This is a genomic window from Pseudidiomarina sp., from assembly GCF_033722695.1.
In the GTDB taxonomy this organism is placed as follows: Bacteria; Pseudomonadota; Gammaproteobacteria; order Enterobacterales; family Alteromonadaceae; genus Pseudidiomarina.
On record NZ_JAWVYM010000004.1, the window covers coordinates 78,230 to 95,088 of the forward strand.

Annotated in this window: 16 protein-coding genes; 4 read left to right on the forward strand and 12 right to left on the reverse strand. The window is 54.9% G+C overall.

All coding sequences use genetic code 11. From position 1 onward, the window contains the following. Positions 1-3 precede the first annotated feature (3 nt). From tatC to trmH, 8 genes are read right to left on the reverse strand one after another with little or no spacing between them, the layout of a single operon-like run. Positions 4-747, reverse strand: coding sequence for a twin-arginine translocase subunit TatC (gene tatC / locus R3196_RS02985; protein WP_318935163.1), 744 nt, complete (start codon positions 745-747; stop codon positions 4-6). Next, complete coding sequence (gene tatB / locus R3196_RS02990; protein ID WP_318935164.1) at positions 740-1,060, reverse strand: Sec-independent protein translocase protein TatB; 321 nt, start codon at positions 1,058-1,060, stop codon at positions 740-742. The genes tatC and tatB overlap by 8 nt, the downstream gene beginning before the upstream one ends. Before the next feature lie 5 nt (positions 1,061-1,065). Further along, the gene (gene tatA, locus R3196_RS02995; RefSeq protein ID WP_318935165.1) at positions 1,066-1,257 is read right to left on the reverse strand and encodes a twin-arginine translocase TatA/TatE family subunit; all 192 of its coding nucleotides are present in this window, start codon (positions 1,255-1,257) and stop codon (positions 1,066-1,068) included. A 13-nt stretch (positions 1,258-1,270) separates the two neighbouring features. After that, the gene (gene ubiB / locus R3196_RS03000) at positions 1,271-2,920 is read right to left on the reverse strand and encodes a ubiquinone biosynthesis regulatory protein kinase UbiB (RefSeq protein ID WP_318935205.1); all 1,650 of its coding nucleotides are present in this window, start codon (positions 2,918-2,920) and stop codon (positions 1,271-1,273) included. After that, the gene (locus R3196_RS03005; protein ID WP_318935166.1) at positions 2,920-3,528 is read right to left on the reverse strand and encodes an SCP2 domain-containing protein; all 609 of its coding nucleotides are present in this window, start codon (positions 3,526-3,528) and stop codon (positions 2,920-2,922) included. The genes ubiB and R3196_RS03005 overlap by 1 nt, the downstream gene beginning before the upstream one ends. Next, complete coding sequence (gene ubiE / locus R3196_RS03010) at positions 3,528-4,283, reverse strand: bifunctional demethylmenaquinone methyltransferase/2-methoxy-6-polyprenyl-1,4-benzoquinol methylase UbiE (protein WP_318935167.1); 756 nt, start codon at positions 4,281-4,283, stop codon at positions 3,528-3,530. Before ubiE ends, R3196_RS03005 begins: the two co-directional genes overlap by 1 nt. 53 nt (positions 4,284-4,336) lie before the next feature. Next, on the reverse strand, positions 4,337-6,418 hold the full coding sequence (recG, locus tag R3196_RS03015; RefSeq protein WP_413242896.1) for an ATP-dependent DNA helicase RecG: 2,082 nt from the start codon (positions 6,416-6,418) through the stop codon (positions 4,337-4,339). Continuing rightward, positions 6,415-7,098, reverse strand: a complete 684-nt coding sequence (gene trmH, locus R3196_RS03020; protein WP_318935168.1) for a tRNA (guanosine(18)-2'-O)-methyltransferase TrmH — start codon at positions 7,096-7,098, stop codon at positions 6,415-6,417. Before trmH ends, recG begins: the two co-directional genes overlap by 4 nt. Positions 7,099-7,145: 47 nt before the next feature. Between trmH and R3196_RS03025 the strand changes: the two genes are divergently transcribed. Genes R3196_RS03025 through R3196_RS03035 form a run of 3 tightly spaced genes read left to right on the forward strand, consistent with a single transcriptional unit; the run spans position 7,146 to position 9,670 of the window. Continuing rightward, a complete protein-coding gene (locus R3196_RS03025) occupies positions 7,146-7,799 on the forward strand; it encodes a TIGR01621 family pseudouridine synthase (protein WP_318935169.1) in 654 nt (217 codons plus the stop codon). Between the two features lie 59 nt (positions 7,800-7,858). After that, positions 7,859-8,347: a nuclear transport factor 2 family protein gene (locus tag R3196_RS03030; RefSeq protein WP_318935170.1), complete on the forward strand. Its 489-nt coding sequence runs from the start codon at positions 7,859-7,861 to the stop codon at positions 8,345-8,347. A gap of 30 nt (positions 8,348-8,377) precedes the next feature. After that, complete coding sequence (locus R3196_RS03035; RefSeq protein ID WP_318935171.1) at positions 8,378-9,670, forward strand: amidohydrolase; 1,293 nt, start codon at positions 8,378-8,380, stop codon at positions 9,668-9,670. On the opposite strand, the gene R3196_RS03040 is transcribed toward R3196_RS03035, so the two are convergent. Together R3196_RS03040 and R3196_RS03045 are read right to left on the reverse strand one after the other, a co-directional pair. After that, positions 9,665-11,311 (reverse strand): fatty acid--CoA ligase, encoded by a 1,647-nt coding sequence (locus tag R3196_RS03040; protein WP_318935172.1) that lies wholly within the window; start codon positions 11,309-11,311, stop codon positions 9,665-9,667. The two genes, R3196_RS03035 and R3196_RS03040, sit on opposite strands and share 6 nt — an antisense overlap. A gap of 27 nt (positions 11,312-11,338) precedes the next feature. Continuing rightward, positions 11,339-12,862, reverse strand: coding sequence for a bifunctional GNAT family N-acetyltransferase/carbon-nitrogen hydrolase family protein (locus R3196_RS03045; RefSeq protein WP_318935173.1), 1,524 nt, complete (start codon positions 12,860-12,862; stop codon positions 11,339-11,341). Between the two features lie 149 nt (positions 12,863-13,011). On the opposite strand from R3196_RS03045, the gene R3196_RS03050 reads away from it, so the two are divergent. Beyond that, on the forward strand, positions 13,012-14,337 hold the full coding sequence (locus R3196_RS03050) for a Na+/H+ antiporter NhaC family protein (protein WP_318935174.1): 1,326 nt from the start codon (positions 13,012-13,014) through the stop codon (positions 14,335-14,337). Positions 14,338-14,352: 15 nt separating this feature from the next. Here the strand turns inward: R3196_RS03050 and R3196_RS03055 are convergent, their stop codons facing one another. Next, on the reverse strand, positions 14,353-14,745 hold the full coding sequence (locus R3196_RS03055) for a RidA family protein (protein ID WP_318935175.1): 393 nt from the start codon (positions 14,743-14,745) through the stop codon (positions 14,353-14,355). A gap of 1 nt (position 14,746) precedes the next feature. Further along, positions 14,747-16,858 carry a bifunctional GTP diphosphokinase/guanosine-3',5'-bis pyrophosphate 3'-pyrophosphohydrolase gene (spoT, locus tag R3196_RS03060; RefSeq protein WP_318935176.1) on the reverse strand — a complete coding sequence of 704 codons (2,112 nt, stop codon included), beginning with the start codon at positions 16,856-16,858 and terminating at the stop codon, positions 14,747-14,749. Position 16,859 lies beyond the last annotated feature (1 nt).

Genomic DNA, 16,859 nt, shown 5'->3' on the forward strand with positions numbered 1-16,859 from the left:
AAATTACTGTTTTCCCGGTTGGTGTTCCGGCTTTTTTTCCGAGCTCTGATATAGACCAGCGATCACCAGCCCAAGTTCAAACAACAGCCACATCGGAATCGCCAGCAATGTCTGAGAGATGACATCCGGAGGCGTCAGTATCATCCCGACCACGAAGGCACCGACAATGACATAAGGACGCTTTTTACGCAACGACTGTACGCTGGTAACGCCACTCCAGCACAATAAGATAATAGCCACCGGGGTTTCAAAGGCAATCCCAAAGGCCAGAAAAATCGCCAGTACAAAATCCAGATAACGGGCAATATCCGTTGCTACGGTAACGCCTTCAGGGGCGGCACCAGCAAGAAAGTTCAGGGCTAAGGGCAGTACCACCAGATACGCAAAAGCAACGCCACCGTAAAATAGTAAGGTGCTGGATACCAGCAGGGGGACCACCAGGCGCTTTTCCTTGCGATACAAACCCGGCGCGATAAACGCCCACAGCTGCCAGAGCAAAAAAGGTATCGCCAGCGCGATAGCTACCACCAGTGCCAGCTTGAACGGCGTGAAAAACGGTGTCGCTACATCGGTTGCAATCATACTGCTGCCAATCGGCAAACTGGCCAGCAGGGGCGCTGCTATCAGCTGATACAGTTCATCGGCAAAAAAAGCCAGTACTGAAAATACCAACAAAACCGCCACCAGACTACGCAGCAAACGGCTGCGCAATTCCAACAGATGATCGAGCAATGGCGAATCACTCATCAGGTTTATCTTCAGTTTTTTTCTGATAGGGTCGTTGCACCTGAGACGCCGCCGCTTTCAGCTCAGCGACCGACCGCTGCAGCTCGGGGGGCAACTTATCCATGTCCAGACGCTCAGCCTGCTGCAGATGATCGTGCAGCTCTTTAATGCGTAATTCGTGATTCAGTTCAGCCTGAACTTTACTGGTATAGCTGCGCACGGTGCCAATGCCCCGCTGCATTGCGCGCAGCGCCCCGGGTAATCGTTCCGGACCCAACACCAGTAACCCCAGCAGGGCAATCAGCATCAGCTCCCAAAAGCCGATATCAAACATACCGCTTAGCTGTCCTTGCGGTCAGAGTCGCTTTTATCGCTCACTGCCGGACTCTCTTTGTCGTCGTCACCGACTGACTTTTTAAAGCCTTTGATCGCCGATCCCAGATCACTGCCGATCGAACGCAAACGTTTGGTGCCGAACAGCAATACGACTATTGCCAGAACGATCAATAACTGCCAAATGCTAATACCCATATACACCTCGTCATTAAACTGTTTTCCGGCGACTGCGATACCAGCTCACTGCGCCACTTATCAGCGTGGCGCCGCCGCTGCCAGCAACCAACCACCAGGGTTGTTCATCAATCCAGAGTAAGGTGGTGCTAATCAACAAGGCGCCACTTATAAAACCCCACCATATGCCGCGCTGCAGACGCTGCTGATCGGCCTCAAACTGCACAAATGCCTGGCGCTGAAAGTCCTGCTGCTGCTTCTGCGAACTCAGGTAATCATGCAGCAGAATTGGCATTTCGGGAAGTTTCTCCGCCCAGTACGGCGCATTTTCTTTCATCGCCCGCACCACTGCACGCCAGCCCAGCTGCTCTTTCATCCAGCGCTCAAGGTAAGGCTTGGCGGTTTGCCACAAATCCAACTGGGGGTAAAGGGTACGCCCGAGGCCTTCAACGTACAACAAGGTTTTTTGCAACAGCACCAGTTGCGGCTGCACTTCCATTTCAAACTGGCGGGCGGTATTGAATAAGTTTACCAGCACATGACCGAAGGAAATATCTGCCAGGGGTTTATTAAATATTGGCTCACAGACGGTGCGAATCGCCGACTCAAATTCTTCCACGTTGATATGCGCTGGCACCCATCCCGAGTCCACGTGTAGCTCAGCTACTTTGCGGTAATCCCGGTTAAAAAAGGCCAGAAAGTTCTCGGCCAGATAGCGCTTATCTTCACGATTCAGCGTGCCGACGATACCAAAATCGATGCCGATATATTGCGGACTCTCAGGATGTTGACGTGACACAAAAATATTGCCCGGATGCATATCCGCATGGAAGAAACTGTCACGGAATACCTGGGTAAAAAACACCTCTACTCCCCGCTCGGCCAGCATTTTCATGTTCACACCCATAATATTCAGCGTTTCCACGTCATTGACCGGGATCGCATCAATACGCTCCATAACCAACACTGAAACCCGGGTGTAATCACCATAAACCTTGGGAATATATAGCAGTTCTGAATCTTCAAAATTACGCCGCAGTTGCATGGCATTCGCGGCCTCGCGAGCCAGGTCCAGCTCATTTAGCAACGTTTTCCGGTATTCCCGCACCACTTCACGCGGCTTCAGGCGACGGCCGTCTGGCAGATGTTTTGCCAGCACCGCAGCCAGGGTCTCCATCAGGCGCAAATCAGCGCTGATGACTTTAAAAATATCCGGCCGGATAACTTTGATGATGACATCTTCACCGGCGTCGTCGCCGTGCTTGAGCGTGGCCGTGTGAACCTGCGCTATGGAAGCCGAGGCCAGCGGCTGCACTTCGAAATTATCGAACTCGTCATGAATATCTGTAATACCCAGCGCATCTTCGATCAATTGTTGCGCCTGTGGACCAGGGAAAGGTTTTACTTTGTCCTGCAGCAGCGCCAGCTCATTGGCGATGTCCGGCGGCAACAAATCACGGCGGGTTGACAACATCTGGCCAAATTTGACCCACACCGGCCCCAGCGACTCAAGCGCCAGCCGCAGCCGTACGCCCGAATCTTTGTCTTTATGCCGGTTCGGCATCCAGAATAAGGTGTAACGAGCCAAACGTACCGACCAGGGCAACCAGCGAGCCGGAATCACATTATCCAACCCGTAATGCAGGAAGGTTCGCGCGATGGTATAGAGTCGTTTAATCCGCATCATTGCCCTCGCTGCCGTTCTTTAAGTTCAAATTCAATACGATCAATGCGCGCCCGCAGCGCCTGGACCTCTTCACTAAAGCCGGCAAATTCTTGCTTTCCGGGGGCGAGGCGCTGTTCTTCAATCAGCACATCGCGTACCCACTGCTCCTGATCTGCGCGCCGCTGATGCAGCCAGCGCTGGCTGCGCTGCCACGCCAGCACGACAAACTGGGCCGGCACATCACCAATCCGCTGCGACAGCTGCTCCGGCCAATCAATATCAAGGTCAGCGATAAGCTTACTAAAGCCCTGCGCCAACAAAGGGTCACCTTCAATATCCAGCGCATCAGCTTTGATCAGGCGGGTAATATTAGCGGTGTCCCGCAGCTCCGGCAGCACCGCCAGGCGTGTGATGATATGACAGTCTACCGGCTCCTGATCGATCCAGCTGAGAAGCAACTGCTGATCCGTCGCCGTCAGTGTCAGGGGCTTGCCGAGTTCGCCCAGCGTTACCCGTAACCGTTTGCCCTGCAACTTCTGCAGTCGGGCACGGGAGCCCGCGTCAAGGCCGAGCAGCTGGTTTAGCAGTGCCTCCATGGCACCGGTAGGGAGTACCGTCCATAACATCAGAATTTAAACCCCCGGTGCAAGGCGACTATGCCCCCGGTCAGGTTAGTAAAAGTCACCTGCTCATAGCCAGCAGCTTCCATCATCCCTTTAAGGGTTTCCTGATCCGGATGCATACGGATAGACTCGGCCAGATACTGATAGCTCTCAGCATCACCGGCTACCAGCCGGCCCATTTGCGGTAGCACATTGAATGAATAGAAATCGTAAGCGCCGGACAACGCGGGTAACACCGGTTTTGAGAACTCCAGAACCAGCAGGCGACCGCCGGGCTTGAGCACCCGTAACATGGATTCCAGGGCTTTTTGCTTATCGGTAACGTTGCGCAGGCCAAAGGCAATAGTGATGATATCAAAACTGTTGTCAGCAAAAGGCAGTTCTTCAGCGTTAGCCTGAACGTAGCGCACATTACCCACGATACCGCGATTCCGGAGCTTATCGCGTCCGACTTCCAGCATGGCATTGTTAATATCCGCCAGCACCACTTCACCGGTCGGGCCCACGCGGCGTGAGAATTGTTCGGTTAAATCACCAGTACCGCCGGCAATATCCAGTACCTTCATGCCGGTACGGACGCCGCTACAGTCAATGGTATAACGCTTCCAGAGCCGATGGATGCCAAACGACATCACATCGTTCATCACATCGTATTTTTGCGCCACTGAGTTAAATACATTGGCGACCAGGCCCTGCTTTTCGGCTTTTGCGACTTTCTTGTAACCAAAATCTATGGTTTCTGAATTTGATTCTTTCATACCACTGCCTTCGTTTAGGTTCTGTACGTGCTTTGCATAAGTGTACTACGAAATCACGCCTGGGCGTAGTGATCGCGGCGCGGTAACCAGCGTTGAATCAGCGCATCGGCGGTGTGAGGGTAGTTATTCCAGACGATCTGGGCCAGTTCCTGAACCGGCTCCAGCAAATGCGCATGTTTCATCAAATCCGCTACCCGCATTTCGGTCAGGCCGGTCTGTTTTTGCCCCAGCAACTCGCCCGGGCCGCGTAGTTCAAGGTCGCGTTGAGCAATGACGAAGCCATCGTTACTGTCGCGCAACACGCCGAGCCGCTGAGTGGCTGTTTTCGATAACGGGGCGTGATACAAAAGGACACAGTGGCTGGCTACCGCGCCGCGGCCAACCCGGCCACGCAACTGGTGCAACTGAGCCAGCCCCAGCCGCTCGGGGTTTTCGATAATCATCAGGCTGGCATTCGGCACATCCACGCCCACTTCAATAACGGTAGTTGCCACCAGCAGATCCAGCTCATGGGCTTTAAAGGCGGCCATTACCGCTTCTTTTTCAGCACTTTTCAGGCGTCCGTGCACCAGCCCGATGCGTAATCCGGGTAACAACTCGTGCAACTGGCTGGCGGTATCTTCGGCGGCCTGACATTGCAAGGCTTCGGATTCTTCAATCAGGGTGCAGACCCAATAAGCTTGCCGTCCTTGTTCTGTACAGACTTGTTGCACTCTTTGGATCACTTGATCGCGGCGGGTATCAGGAATTGCCACAGTGGTAACCGGGGTGCGCCCGGGGGGCAGCTCATCGATCACTGAGGTGGCCAGATCGGCATAGGCGGTCATCGCCAGGGTGCGTGGTATCGGGGTAGCGGTCATGATCAGCTGATGCGGCTGATAGCCCTGATCGACGCCTTTCTGGCGCAGTTCCAGCCGCTGATGCACGCCAAAACGGTGCTGCTCATCAATAATTACTAACACCAGATTTTTATAGGTAACCTCCGCCTGAAACAGAGCATGGGTACCCACCACTAATTGCACCTCACCTGCTGCGATGGCAGCCAGGTTAGCCTGGCGTTCTTTGCTTTTCTGCTTACCAGCCAGCCAACCCACGGCGATACCCAGCGGCTCCAGCCATTGCCGAAACGTCAGCGCGTGCTGTTCCGCGAGAATTTCGGTGGGGGCCATCAGCGCAACCTGATAGCCCTGACCAATAGCTGTAAGGGCGGTTAACGCCGCCACCAGGGTTTTACCCGAACCGACATCGCCCTGCACCAGCCGCATCATCGGCACCTCGTGTGCCAGATCCTGCTGGATTTCGTGCACCACCCGGCGCTGGGCGGCCGTGGGAGCAAAGGGTAACTGTTGCAAAAACTGCTGTTGCAATTGGGGTGACGGGATCAGGCTGCGGGCCTGGTGGGACTGTTTAAGGGCGCGCAGTTTCAGCAAGCTCATCTGATGCGCCAGCAGCTCTTCGGTTGCCAGCCGGGTCTGCGCCGGATGGGTGCCGTGCTGTAATTGCTCCAGGCTGACGTCCAGCGGCGGGCGGTGCAGCGTTCGCAGCGCCTGCTCCAGCGACAGCCCTTCGGGGCGCAGCGACTCAGGTAACAACTCAGGCAGTGCCTTGCTGTTCAGGTAAGTAAGTGCCTGCTCACTGAGCTTGCGCAAGGTGGCTTGCTGCACACCTTCGGTGGTGGGATAAACTGGCGTCAAGGCGTCATCGCCCAGCACCGGTTGCTCGTCAGTAATGATTTTGTACTCGGGGTGAATCATGTCCGGCCCCTGCAAGCCACGGCGCACTTCGCCGAACAGCTGCAACCGGGTACCCTGGGATAGTTGCTGCAACTGCGCCGCGCTGAATTGAAAAAACACCAGATTAAGTACGCCGCTGTCGTCACGCACCCGACAGCGCATCATGCGCCGACGGCCGTAAACAACTTCAGCTTTGATGACGTCCGCGACCACGGTCGCCGTACTGCCCGGCTGCAGCGCGCTGATCGGATAGATGCGCGAGCGGTCTTCATAACGCAGCGGCAGGTGCAACAGAATATCCTGCACATTCAGCAGACCGAGCTTTTCCAACCGGCTCTGCATTTTTGGCCCGACGCCCTTGAGGGCGCTTAGCGGGATGCGGTGCAGGCCATCAGCCATCAGCGGCTCGCCTTTACAGCTTGCCACCAGCTGTCATCCGCCACGATCTGTCCCTGCTCATCCAGGTCTGGATAAGCCAGGTTCTTGCGCTTACAGATTCTCGCGAAAATCGGATGCCCGCCCTCAAACAGCACCCGGTTGCGCTCGCTGGCCGCCAGCCGCGGTTGGCGATACATGCCGGCCTCCACGCGCTGGCGCTGAGCCTCGTAAAGCACAATAGCAGCGGCTACTGAAACATTCAGTGATTCAGCCATACCCACCATCGGAATAACCACTTCGTGATCAGCCAGCGCGATGGCTTCGTCAGTTACCCCATGGCGTTCCTGCCCCATGATAACGGCAGTCGGCCTGGTGTAATCCAGTGAGCGGAAATCGACGGCCTGGGCGGAGAGGTTGGTCACCACCACCTGTTTGCCTTCGCTTTTTAGCCGGTCAACGGCCTCTTTCAGATTGTCGTAGTGATGCACCTGCACCCATTTCTGGCTACCCATCGCCGTGCCTTTGCGGATACGTTCGCGGCGGTCATACCAGACTGCGTGTACTTCGGGGATGCCGACCGCGTCGGCAGTACGAATTAACGCCGACAAATTATGATTTTTGTGTACACTCTCAAGACAAAGAGTCAGATCCGGCTGGCGCTGATCCAGCAGTTCATTAATTCGCGCAAAGCGTTCAGGTGACATGATGATTTCCAACACATTTTCGAAACGTTCGGGGCCAGTATAGCGGTATGCGCGAGTTAACCCTAGTGTTTCAGCACCCTGACTTTTATGTGCTGAATAAGCCTGCCGGCGCACCTATGCATGCCAACGATGATGAGCGCAGCGTGGTGCATCAGCTGGCCGCGCAAACCGGCGAAACCCTGTACCCGGTGCACCGGCTCGACACCCCTACGTCCGGGGCGCTGCTGATTGCCCGCAACCCGGCTGCAGCGGCCAGTCTCAGCGCACTTTTTGCCGAGCGTAGCATCACCAAGTTTTACCTGGCTATTGCAGCCGGCAAACCCAACAAAAAACAGGGGCTGATCAGTGGCGATATGGATAAAGTCCGGCGCGGCAACTGGCGCCTGCTGCGCAGTCAGAATAGCCCCGCGCAAACCCGTTTTATCAGTTACTCACTGGAACCCGGGATCCGCTATTACATCCTGCGGCCGCTGACCGGCCGCACCCATCAGTTACGGGTTGCGCTGAAAAGTCTGGGCGCGCCCATTTGCGGCGATACCCGCTATGGCGGAACGCCGGCTGATCATCTGCAACTTCATGCCTGGCAATTGCGGTTCGACTATCAGGGCCAGCACTTCGCAGTGACCGCGCCACTGCCGGATTACGACTACTTCCGCCTGTTACCCGCCGATCTGCAGATCCCCGAACAACTGACTTGCTAGCACAGAGCCGTCAGTTTAATCTGGAGTTCTTACTAATTTTATCTATAAGGACACCCGTCATGCTGCGTGTATTAGCCCTGTCATTTGCCGTTATGCTCGTTACGCTTGCGCCGCCGGTCAGCGCGGCGATATCCGAACAGGATAAAGCAGACATTGTTACCGACCTGGAGCTCTTTCTCGCTGGCGCCAGTATTAACGACCCCACAGCGCATGAAAACTTCTGGGCAGAGGAACTCACCTATACCAGTTCGGGCGGGCTGCGTTTTGGCAAAGACCAGCTGATGGCCGGCATGCGCGACGCGGAGCAACCGGATGAAGGCGGAGATGTCATCTGGTATCGGGCGGCAGATATTGAAATAAAACCCCTGGCTGACGCCGTGATCGTGAATTTCACCCTGCTTGCCGAAGCGGATCATGCTCCCGACGCGCCTACCCAGAAATACCTGAATACCGGCGTGCTGGTTAAACGCGACGGCCGCTGGCAGGCGATTAACTGGAATGCCACTAAAGCAAATGACGCAAATGAAGCCGCCGAAGCGGCTGAATAACACCAAAACACGACACAACGAGGTTATCTCATGTTCAAACATTCTGCTTTATCGCTGGCACTGCTTGCCGGCATCAGCTTTACCGGCAGCGCGGCGGCACAACAAGACATTGTTCAGATCTCGCCAGAACTCGAACAGAAGGTAATCGCGTGGCGACGCGATATTCATCAACACCCGGAACTCAGTAACCGCGAGTTCCGCACCGCACAAGTGGTTGCCGATCATCTGCGCAGCCTGGGGCTGGAGGTCGAAACCGGCATCGCCCATACCGGTGTGGTCGCTATGCTCAAGGGCGCTAAGCCGGGCCCGACTGTGGCGCTGCGCGCTGATATGGATGCCCTGCCCGTAACTGAAGAAACCGACGTGCCGTTTAAATCGACTGTCGTTAGTGAATATCGCGGCAAAGAAGTAGGCGTGATGCATGCCTGCGGCCATGACCTGCACGTTGCTATGCTGATGGGCGCGGCGGAAAAACTGGTGGCCATGCAGGATCAGCTGCAGGGCAATGTGATGTTTATCTTCCAGCCCGCTGAAGAAGGTGCCCCTGAAGGCGAAGAAGGCGGCGCGGAACTGATGCTTGAGCAGGGTCTATTTGCCGAAAATAAACCCGATGCAGTATTTGGTATTCACGTCTGGTCGGCCGGCAATACCGGCGAAATTGGCTACCGTGAGGGGCCACTGATGGCCTCTTCGGATCGTTTTGAAATCAACGTGACAGGCCGTCAGACCCATGGCTCGCGTCCCTGGGGCGGCGTCGACCCGATTGTCGCGGCCGGGCAGATCATTAACAACACCCAAACCATCGTCGCGCGCCAGGTTGATATTACCCGGGCACCAGCAGTGATTAGCTTCGGTATTGTCGAAGGTGGGGTGCGTAATAACATCATTCCGGACGAAGTCTATCTGGAAGGCACCATCCGCAACTTCGATATGGACAACCGCGCGCAGATCTTTAAGAAGCTCAAGCTGACTGCCGAAGCCACCGCCGCCAGTAGCGGCGCCACCGCCCACGTACACATCGACGAAGGCTATCCGGTGACCATCAACGATCCGGAACTTACCCGTAGCATGTTACCCACCATGGAGCGGGTTGCGGGCAAGGAAAACGTAAAAGTGAATTCGTTAGTGACCGGCGCTGAAGACTTCTCGTTTTACGCGCTGGAAGTGCCCGGCCTGTTTGTATTCCTGGGCATTACCCCGGAAGGCCAGGATCCAGCCACGGCGCCCAGCAACCACTCGCCGCATTTCTATGCTGACGAAGCTGCCCTGAAAACCGGGACTGAGCTGTACGTGAACTGGGTGCTGGATTACGCCAGCCTATGATTTGATTTGTTGGCGTATCACTTTCTTGTCGATTTTGCCGACACTGGTGCGTGGAAGGTCATCCACTACGGTCACCGTGTCGGGAATCGCCCACTTCTCGATGGCGCCATCATCAACATACTGCTGCAGATGCTCAGCGATGACCTCGCGGTCAACCTGAGCACCGGCACGCGCAGTCACCATCGCGTGGGGCCGCTCGCCCCATTCATCATCCGGTAAACCAACCACAGCAGCCAGTTCCACATCCGGATGCTTACTGATCAGGTTTTCGATATCCAGTGACGACACCCATTCACCGCCGGTTTTGATGACATCCTTAATGCGGTCACGAATCTCCAGGGTATAGGAACTGTCGATGGTGCCTACGTCACCGGTATGCAGCCAGCCGTTTTCCCATAACGCATTGCCTTTTTCCGGCTCTTTCAGGTAGCTCTGGGTCAGCCAAGGCGTGCGCACCACCACCTCGCCCATATCTTCACCGTTGTGCGGCACAAAGCGGCCTTTGTTATCAATGATGCGCATATTCACCAGTGGTACCGGACGACCGGCCTTGGTCCGCACCTGTACCTGTTCATCCAGATCAAGATCGGCAGCATCCAGCGGCAACCACGAAGTGCTTAGCAGCGGGCAGGTTTCCGACATACCATAACCGGTATACACCTGAATGCCCCGATCCAACGCCGCCCGTGCCAGCCCCTGCGTCAGGGCGCTGCCACCGATGAGTACTTGCCAGCCACTAAAATCAATGCTGCTGGCTTTTTCGCTGCTTAAGATCATCTGCAGAATAGTCGGTACACAGTGCGAGAAAGTCACTTTTTCAGTCATATACAGCTTCAGCAGTGTGGCCGGCTCGTAGCGACCCGGATACACCTGCTTTAAGCCCATCATAGTGGCCACATAGGGCACACCCCACGCATGCACATGGAACATCGGTGTAATCGGCATATAGACACTGCTCGCCTGCAACAGCTGCATGTTGTCATTCATGCTGGTGGTTGCCGCTAATGCCATGGTGTGGAGCACCAGTTGCCGGTGTGAAAAGAACACGCCCTTTGGATTACCCGTAGTGCCGGTGGTGTAGAACGTCGTGGCAATAGCGTTTTCGTCAAAGTCCGGAAAATCGAACTCCTTCATGGCGCCGGCCAGCAGGCTTTCATAATCACCGATGGTGTCCAGTGGCGCTGTCGGCGGCTCATCAGCATCCGATAGCTGGATATAACCTTTCACCGTGCTCAGCTGCTCTTTAACCTTGCCGAGCAGGGGCAGGAAATCATCATGAACCAGCACCAGATCATCTTCGGCATGGTTCATGGTGTAAACAATCTGCTCAGGCGCCAGCCGCACATTAACCGTATGCAGCACCGCACCGATCATCGGAATCGCAAAGAAACACTCCAGGTAACGAGGGGTGTCCCAGTCGAGCACCGCGACCGTATCGCCCTGCTTCACGCCGGCTTCGGTCAGTACATTTGCCAGCCGCTGCACGCGCTCATTAAACTCGGCATAACTGTAGCGCTTGCCATTATTGCCGCCGACAATTTCGTTATCACCGGCATAGCGCTGGCTGGACAGCAACAGCTGCTTGATCAGCAGCGGGTAGTTATAGGCCTCATCAGCAGGCGCGAGCAGTTTTACTGGCATGGTACATCCTCATCTTTATGTTAGCGGTTAGCGCTTACGGATAACCTCATATAAATCAGTACGACGATCTTTCAGGTTGGTTACTGAGCCTTCATGATGAAGATAACGTAATTCATCAAGATTCAGATCGGAGAAGATCAACTGCTCGGTATTGGGCGTGGTTTCAGCCAGCACCGCATCGTACGGGAAGGCAAAGTCAGACGGCGAGAACACCGCCGACTGGGCGTACTGCACATCCAGACTTTCTACCTGTGGCAGGTTGCCAACGCTACCGCAAATCACCACGTAGCATTCGTTTTCAATCGCCCGCGCCTGCGCACAATGCCGCACTCGCAGGTAGGCGTTACGGGTGTCGGTCCAGAACGGTACGAACAGAATTTCCAGGCCTTCTGCCGCCATCATGCGGCCCAGCTCCGGGAATTCGACGTCGTAACAAATCAGGATGCCGACCCGCCCGGCGTCGGTATCAAATACCTGCACCTTATCGCCGCCTTCAATAACCCAGTCACGTTTTTCGTGCGGGGTGACATGCAGCTTACGTTGCTCTTCGATGGTGCCGTCACGGCGGCACAGGTAAGTCACGTTATAAATGGTGTCATCTTCATTAATCGGCATAGAGCCAGTAATGATGTTGACGTTATAGCTCACCGCCATCTGTGACATTTCACGCTTGAAACGCTCGGTATAACCGGCCAGAAACCGAATCGCATCTTTCTGGCGGCTTTGATCGGTCAGCCCCATCACCGGCGCGTTGAAGAATTCCGGAAATACCGCAAAGTCACTCTGGTAACTGGAAATTGCATCAACGAAATACTCAACCTGGCGCAACATTTCTTCGACTGAATCAATTTCCCGCATCTGCCACTGTAGGGCGCCAACCCGAACGTTCCGGATGCGGCTGCCGAGAATATTATCCGAAGGTTCATACAAAAAGTTATCCCACTCCAGCAGGGTCGCAAAACCGGCGGAACGTTTGTCCTCAGGCATATACTTACCGAGCAGCCGCTTGACGGTGAAATCATTGGCCAGCTGGAAAGTCAGAATGGGATCGTAAATCTCGCGACGGTGCACCTGCTCAATGTACTGGCCCGGCGATAATTCATCGGCGTATTTGTGATAGTTGACGATGCGCCCGCCCGCCAGAATCGCTTTCAGGTTCAACTGCCGGCACAGTTCTTTACGTGCGTCATACAGACGCCGGCCCAGGCGGAAACCACGATAATCGGGATGAATCAGTACATCCAGGCCGTAAAGGGCATCGCCCTTGCGGTCGTTAAGAATGTTTTCACGGGCATCCATCAGATCTTCATAGGTGTGCGGGTTACTGAAACGGGCGTACTTGACCTTTACCGTCAGCGCCACACCAACGATCTGGCCACCATCTTCCAGGCAAATCTGCCCTTCAGGAAACTCTTTCACGAGCTTGCGGATGGTGTGCTCACCCCAGGCGCCGCCAATATCCGGGTAGACCTTATCCATGAGTGCTTTTAACTGTTCATAATCGTCATTGCGCAAGTTACGCAACTGTAGGTGCAAATCATCGGGGGTCATAGACTTCCTATCGGTTCCTGTGTAAAACGAACTTATAAGTATGACGATGTAGGAAGAATTGGCAACCGCAATTGCTTGCAGCCCGAGTTTAGGCCGTATAAACTTCTGGACGTCCAAATAACAAAAACGCTAACTGCTTAAGGATTTTTATGACTCAGTCTGCCAGCGCTAAGGCCCTGTTACCCCTTGGCCTATTTCTCGCGTTGTTCCTCGGCACCGGAATTTATTTTCAGCTGACCGGCGTTGACTATGCGTTTTATCAACTTGCCAGTCCGGTAGCTATTCTGCCGGCCATCATCCTGGCGGTACTGCTCAGTAAGCAGCATTTCGACGATCGCATAGATACCTTTGTTGCCGGGGTTGGTGAACGCAATATTGTCACTATGTGTATGATTTACCTGCTGGCGGGGGCTTTCTCGACGGTCGCCGCCGCGACCGGCGGGGTGGATGCCATGGTGGCACTGGGGCTGCAGATTATTCCCCCGCAGTTTTTGCTGCCCGGCTTATTCATTATCGCAGCTGTGGTCTCTACCGCCATGGGCACCTCCATGGGCACCCTGGCGGCCCTGGCTCCGGTCGCCTTAGGGTTGGGCCAGGCCGCCGAAATCGATCTGGCACTGCTGGCCGGTGTGTTAGTGAGCGGTGCGATGTTCGGTGACAACCTGTCGATTATTTCCGACACCACCATTGCCGCCACCCGCACCCAGGGCTGCAACATGGCCGACAAATTTAAAGCCAACTTAAAGATCGCCCTGCCGGCTGCTGCGATTACCCTGATTTGGTTGTTCAGTTACGATACCGGCGCGGTCCCACCAACCATCCCGGAAGCGAATCTGTGGCTGAGCCTGCCGTATTTTCTGATTATCGTGCTGGCGGTAATGGGTCTGAACGTATTTGCGGTATTAATGCTGGGAATTATTCTGGCAGCCGCTTTTGGCATGGTGGCAATCGGTTATGAATGGATTGCCTTCAGTAAGGACATCTACGACGGCTTTATCAGTATGCAGGAAATTTTCCTGCTATCGCTGCTAATTGGCGGCCTGTCGGCCTTGATTCGTGAACAGGGCGGTCTGAAATTTCTGTCTGAAACCGTCGGTAAGGTCACCAGTAAACTCTTTAAGCATCCGCAACAGCGGGCGGCGTTTGGGGTCGCTGGCCTGACTGGCCTGACAAACTTCGCCGTAGCCAACAATACAGTCACCATTCTTCTTTCCGGTGAAGTCAGCAAACGGCTGGCTGAAGAAGGTAACCTGGCACCACGGCAGAGCGCCAGCTTGCTGGATATCTTTGCCTGTGTGGTACAGGGTGCACTACCCTACGGCGCCCAGGCCCTGCTGATGGGCGCGAGCTTCGGTTTATCGCCGCTGGAGGTCAGTATCCACACGGGCTACTGTTTTATTCTGGCCGGAGTGGCTGTTGCCATGATTATCTGGCGCCGGCCGCTGGAGGGCCGGGCTGAAGTGGTGCCGGCCTGATTTCAGGCGAGCTGCCTAGTCAGTGCTGGGCAGCTCCATCACACCATCGATTTCAATCTGCGCGCCTTTGGGCAGGCCTTTGACTTCGATAGCGGCGCGGGCCGGGTACGGCTCGCGGAAAAAATCCGCCATCACTTCATTAACCACCGCGAACTGGCTTAAGTCAGTCAGGTAAATCTGTACTTTAACCATATCCTGCAGTTCACCGCCGGCGGCTTCACAAACCGCTTTCAGGTTTTTAAATACCTGCACCGCCTGATCACGGAAGTTCTCGCTGATGAACGCCATGGTGTCCGGCACCAGCGGGATCTGGCCGGACAAATAAACCGTGGTGCCAATTTTGACTGCCTGGGAGTAGGTGCCGATAGCTGCAGGCGCTTTGTCGGTACTGATAATGACTTTTGACATGTTATTTCCTTAGTCGCGCAACCCGCTGCACATCAGGCATTTTTCGGATATGCCGGATAACGTCAGCCAGCTGTTTGCGATCGTGAACAGTTAGGGCTACATCAATATAGTAAATATTGGCGTCCACCTCTTCGGTTTTCAAGCCGTGGATGTTGCAGCCGGTAGTCGCGATGGCAGAAGTTAGCTTCGCCAGCGCGCCCTGATGGTTAACAATTTCAACCCGCACTTCAGTAATAAATTCAGCTTCAGGTTTATTGTCCCATTGCACCGGAAAGTAACGCCCGGGTTCATCTTCAAAGCCGCGGACGTTCTTGCATTCACGGCGATGAATCACCAGGCCTTTACCCGGGCTCACATGGGCAATGATGTCGTCGCCTGGAATCGGCCGGCAACACTTGGCGAAACTAACCAGCAACCCTTCAGCACCGCGAATCGCCAGGCTACGATGGGCCGGGCCAATCTGGTCATCTTTCAGCTGTTGCAACTCACCCAGCAGGCGTTTAGCAATCGCCACCGACATCATATTGCCGAGTCCGATCTCCCGTAGTAGTAAGGGCACCGATTCGGTCTTGGTTTCTTTCAGCACGCGCTTAAATTCGCGCTCCGGAATATCATCGTAGCTGGCAGCCCCCAACGCGGCGCGCAGCAGACGCTCGCCCAACTGCTCGGCTTCACGGGTTTCCTGCCCTTTCAGGTACTGCCGGATTTTGGCGCGCGCTTTGCCGGTTACGGCAAAATTCAGCCAGGCAATATTCGGCCGAGAGCCTGGCGTGGTCTTAATCTCAACAGTCTGACCGGTTTCCAGCGGTTTGCTCAGGGAGTACACCCGATGGTTTACCCGGGCTCCGATGCAGGTATTGCCGATATCTGTATGCACCGCATAAGCAAAGTCGACCGGCGTGGCGCCCTGAGGCAACTCGATAATGCGGCCTTCCGGAGTGAACACGTATATCTCTTCCGGGAAGAGTTCGGATTTGACGTTCTCAATAAACTCAAACGCATTACCAGTGCTTTGCTGCAGCTCGAGCAAGCTCTGCATCCAGCGACGCGCACGTACCTGCGCTGTGGTACCGCTGCTTTCTTCAGTTTTATATAACCAGTGCGCAGCAACCCCGCGATCCGCCATCAGGTTCATCTCTTCAGTGCGGATCTGCACCTCCACCGGAATGCCGTGCGGGCCTTTCAGTGAGGTATGCAGTGACTGATAGCCATTGGACTTGGGAATAGCCACGTAATCTTTAAAGCGCGTCTCAATCGGCTTGTACAGGTTATGCAATGAGCCCAACACCCGGTAACAGGTATCCACTTCATCAACGATGACACGGAAGGCGTAAATGTCCATCACCTGCTCAAAGCGCAGTTCTTTGTGCAGCATCTTTTGATAAATGCTGTACAGATGCTTTTCACGGCCCATTACCCGGGCCTCAATACCGGCATCAGCCAGGCGCTTTTCGATTTCCTTCTGCACCCGTTCGAGCAACTCACGGCGATTGCCGCGGGCCTTCTTCACCTGGGATTCCAGCAACCGTGCACGCCATGGGTATAGCGCATGGAAGCCCAATAGCTCAAGCTCATTCTTGATATCGTGGATACCCAGGCGGTGCGCCAGCGGGGCGTAAATTTCAAGGGTTTCGCGGGCAATGCGGCGGCGTTTGTCCGGCCGCAGGTGACTGATAGTACGCATATTATGGGTACGGTCAGCGAGTTTGATCAGAATGACGCGGATGTCATGCACCATGGCCATGATCATCTTGCGGTAGTTTTCAGTCTGCAGCTCTTCCTGTGAATTAAACTGCAGGCGGTCCAGCTTAGATACACCTTCAACCAGCTCGGCGACAGTAGCGCCAAACTGCTCGGCTAAGTCTTCATAGGTAAAACGGGTATCTTCGATCACATCATGTAGCAGCGCTGCCATGATGGTTTCGTAATCAAGCCGCATCTCTGCCAGCAAGCCGGCTACCGCGACCGGATGGGTAATATAAGGTTCGCCGCTATGGCGTTTTTGAGCGCTGTGGGCGTCCGCGGCCAGCTTAAAGGCCGCAGCGATTTTATCCACCTGTTCTGGTGGAAGGTACTCAGTTAATTGCTGCCTGAGGCCTTCAAACAGATACACC

Coding starts and splice junctions, on each gene's coding strand:
- R3196_RS03005 (WP_318935166.1), bottom strand. CDS start 3,528: ATGTTATGGACGGTACTCCCTACCGGTGCCATGGAGGCACTGCTAAAC.
- trmH (WP_318935168.1), bottom strand. CDS start 7,098: ATGTCACCTGAACGCTTTGCGCGAATTAATGAACTGCTGGATCAGCGC.
- tatC (WP_318935163.1), bottom strand. CDS start 747: ATGAGTGATTCGCCATTGCTCGATCATCTGTTGGAATTGCGCAGCCGT.
- R3196_RS03055 (WP_318935175.1), bottom strand. CDS start 14,745: ATGTCAAAAGTCATTATCAGTACCGACAAAGCGCCTGCAGCTATCGGC.
- R3196_RS03050 (WP_318935174.1), top strand. CDS start 13,012: ATGACTCAGTCTGCCAGCGCTAAGGCCCTGTTACCCCTTGGCCTATTT.
- R3196_RS03045 (WP_318935173.1), bottom strand. CDS start 12,862: ATGACCCCCGATGATTTGCACCTACAGTTGCGTAACTTGCGCAATGAC.
- ubiE (WP_318935167.1), bottom strand. CDS start 4,283: ATGAAAGAATCAAATTCAGAAACCATAGATTTTGGTTACAAGAAAGTC.
- ubiB (WP_318935205.1), bottom strand. CDS start 2,920: ATGCGGATTAAACGACTCTATACCATCGCGCGAACCTTCCTGCATTAC.
- R3196_RS03035 (WP_318935171.1), top strand. CDS start 8,378: ATGTTCAAACATTCTGCTTTATCGCTGGCACTGCTTGCCGGCATCAGC.
- R3196_RS03025 (WP_318935169.1), top strand. CDS start 7,146: ATGCGCGAGTTAACCCTAGTGTTTCAGCACCCTGACTTTTATGTGCTG.
- R3196_RS03040 (WP_318935172.1), bottom strand. CDS start 11,311: ATGCCAGTAAAACTGCTCGCGCCTGCTGATGAGGCCTATAACTACCCG.
- R3196_RS03030 (WP_318935170.1), top strand. CDS start 7,859: ATGCTGCGTGTATTAGCCCTGTCATTTGCCGTTATGCTCGTTACGCTT.
- tatA (WP_318935165.1), bottom strand. CDS start 1,257: ATGGGTATTAGCATTTGGCAGTTATTGATCGTTCTGGCAATAGTCGTA.
- tatB (WP_318935164.1), bottom strand. CDS start 1,060: ATGTTTGATATCGGCTTTTGGGAGCTGATGCTGATTGCCCTGCTGGGG.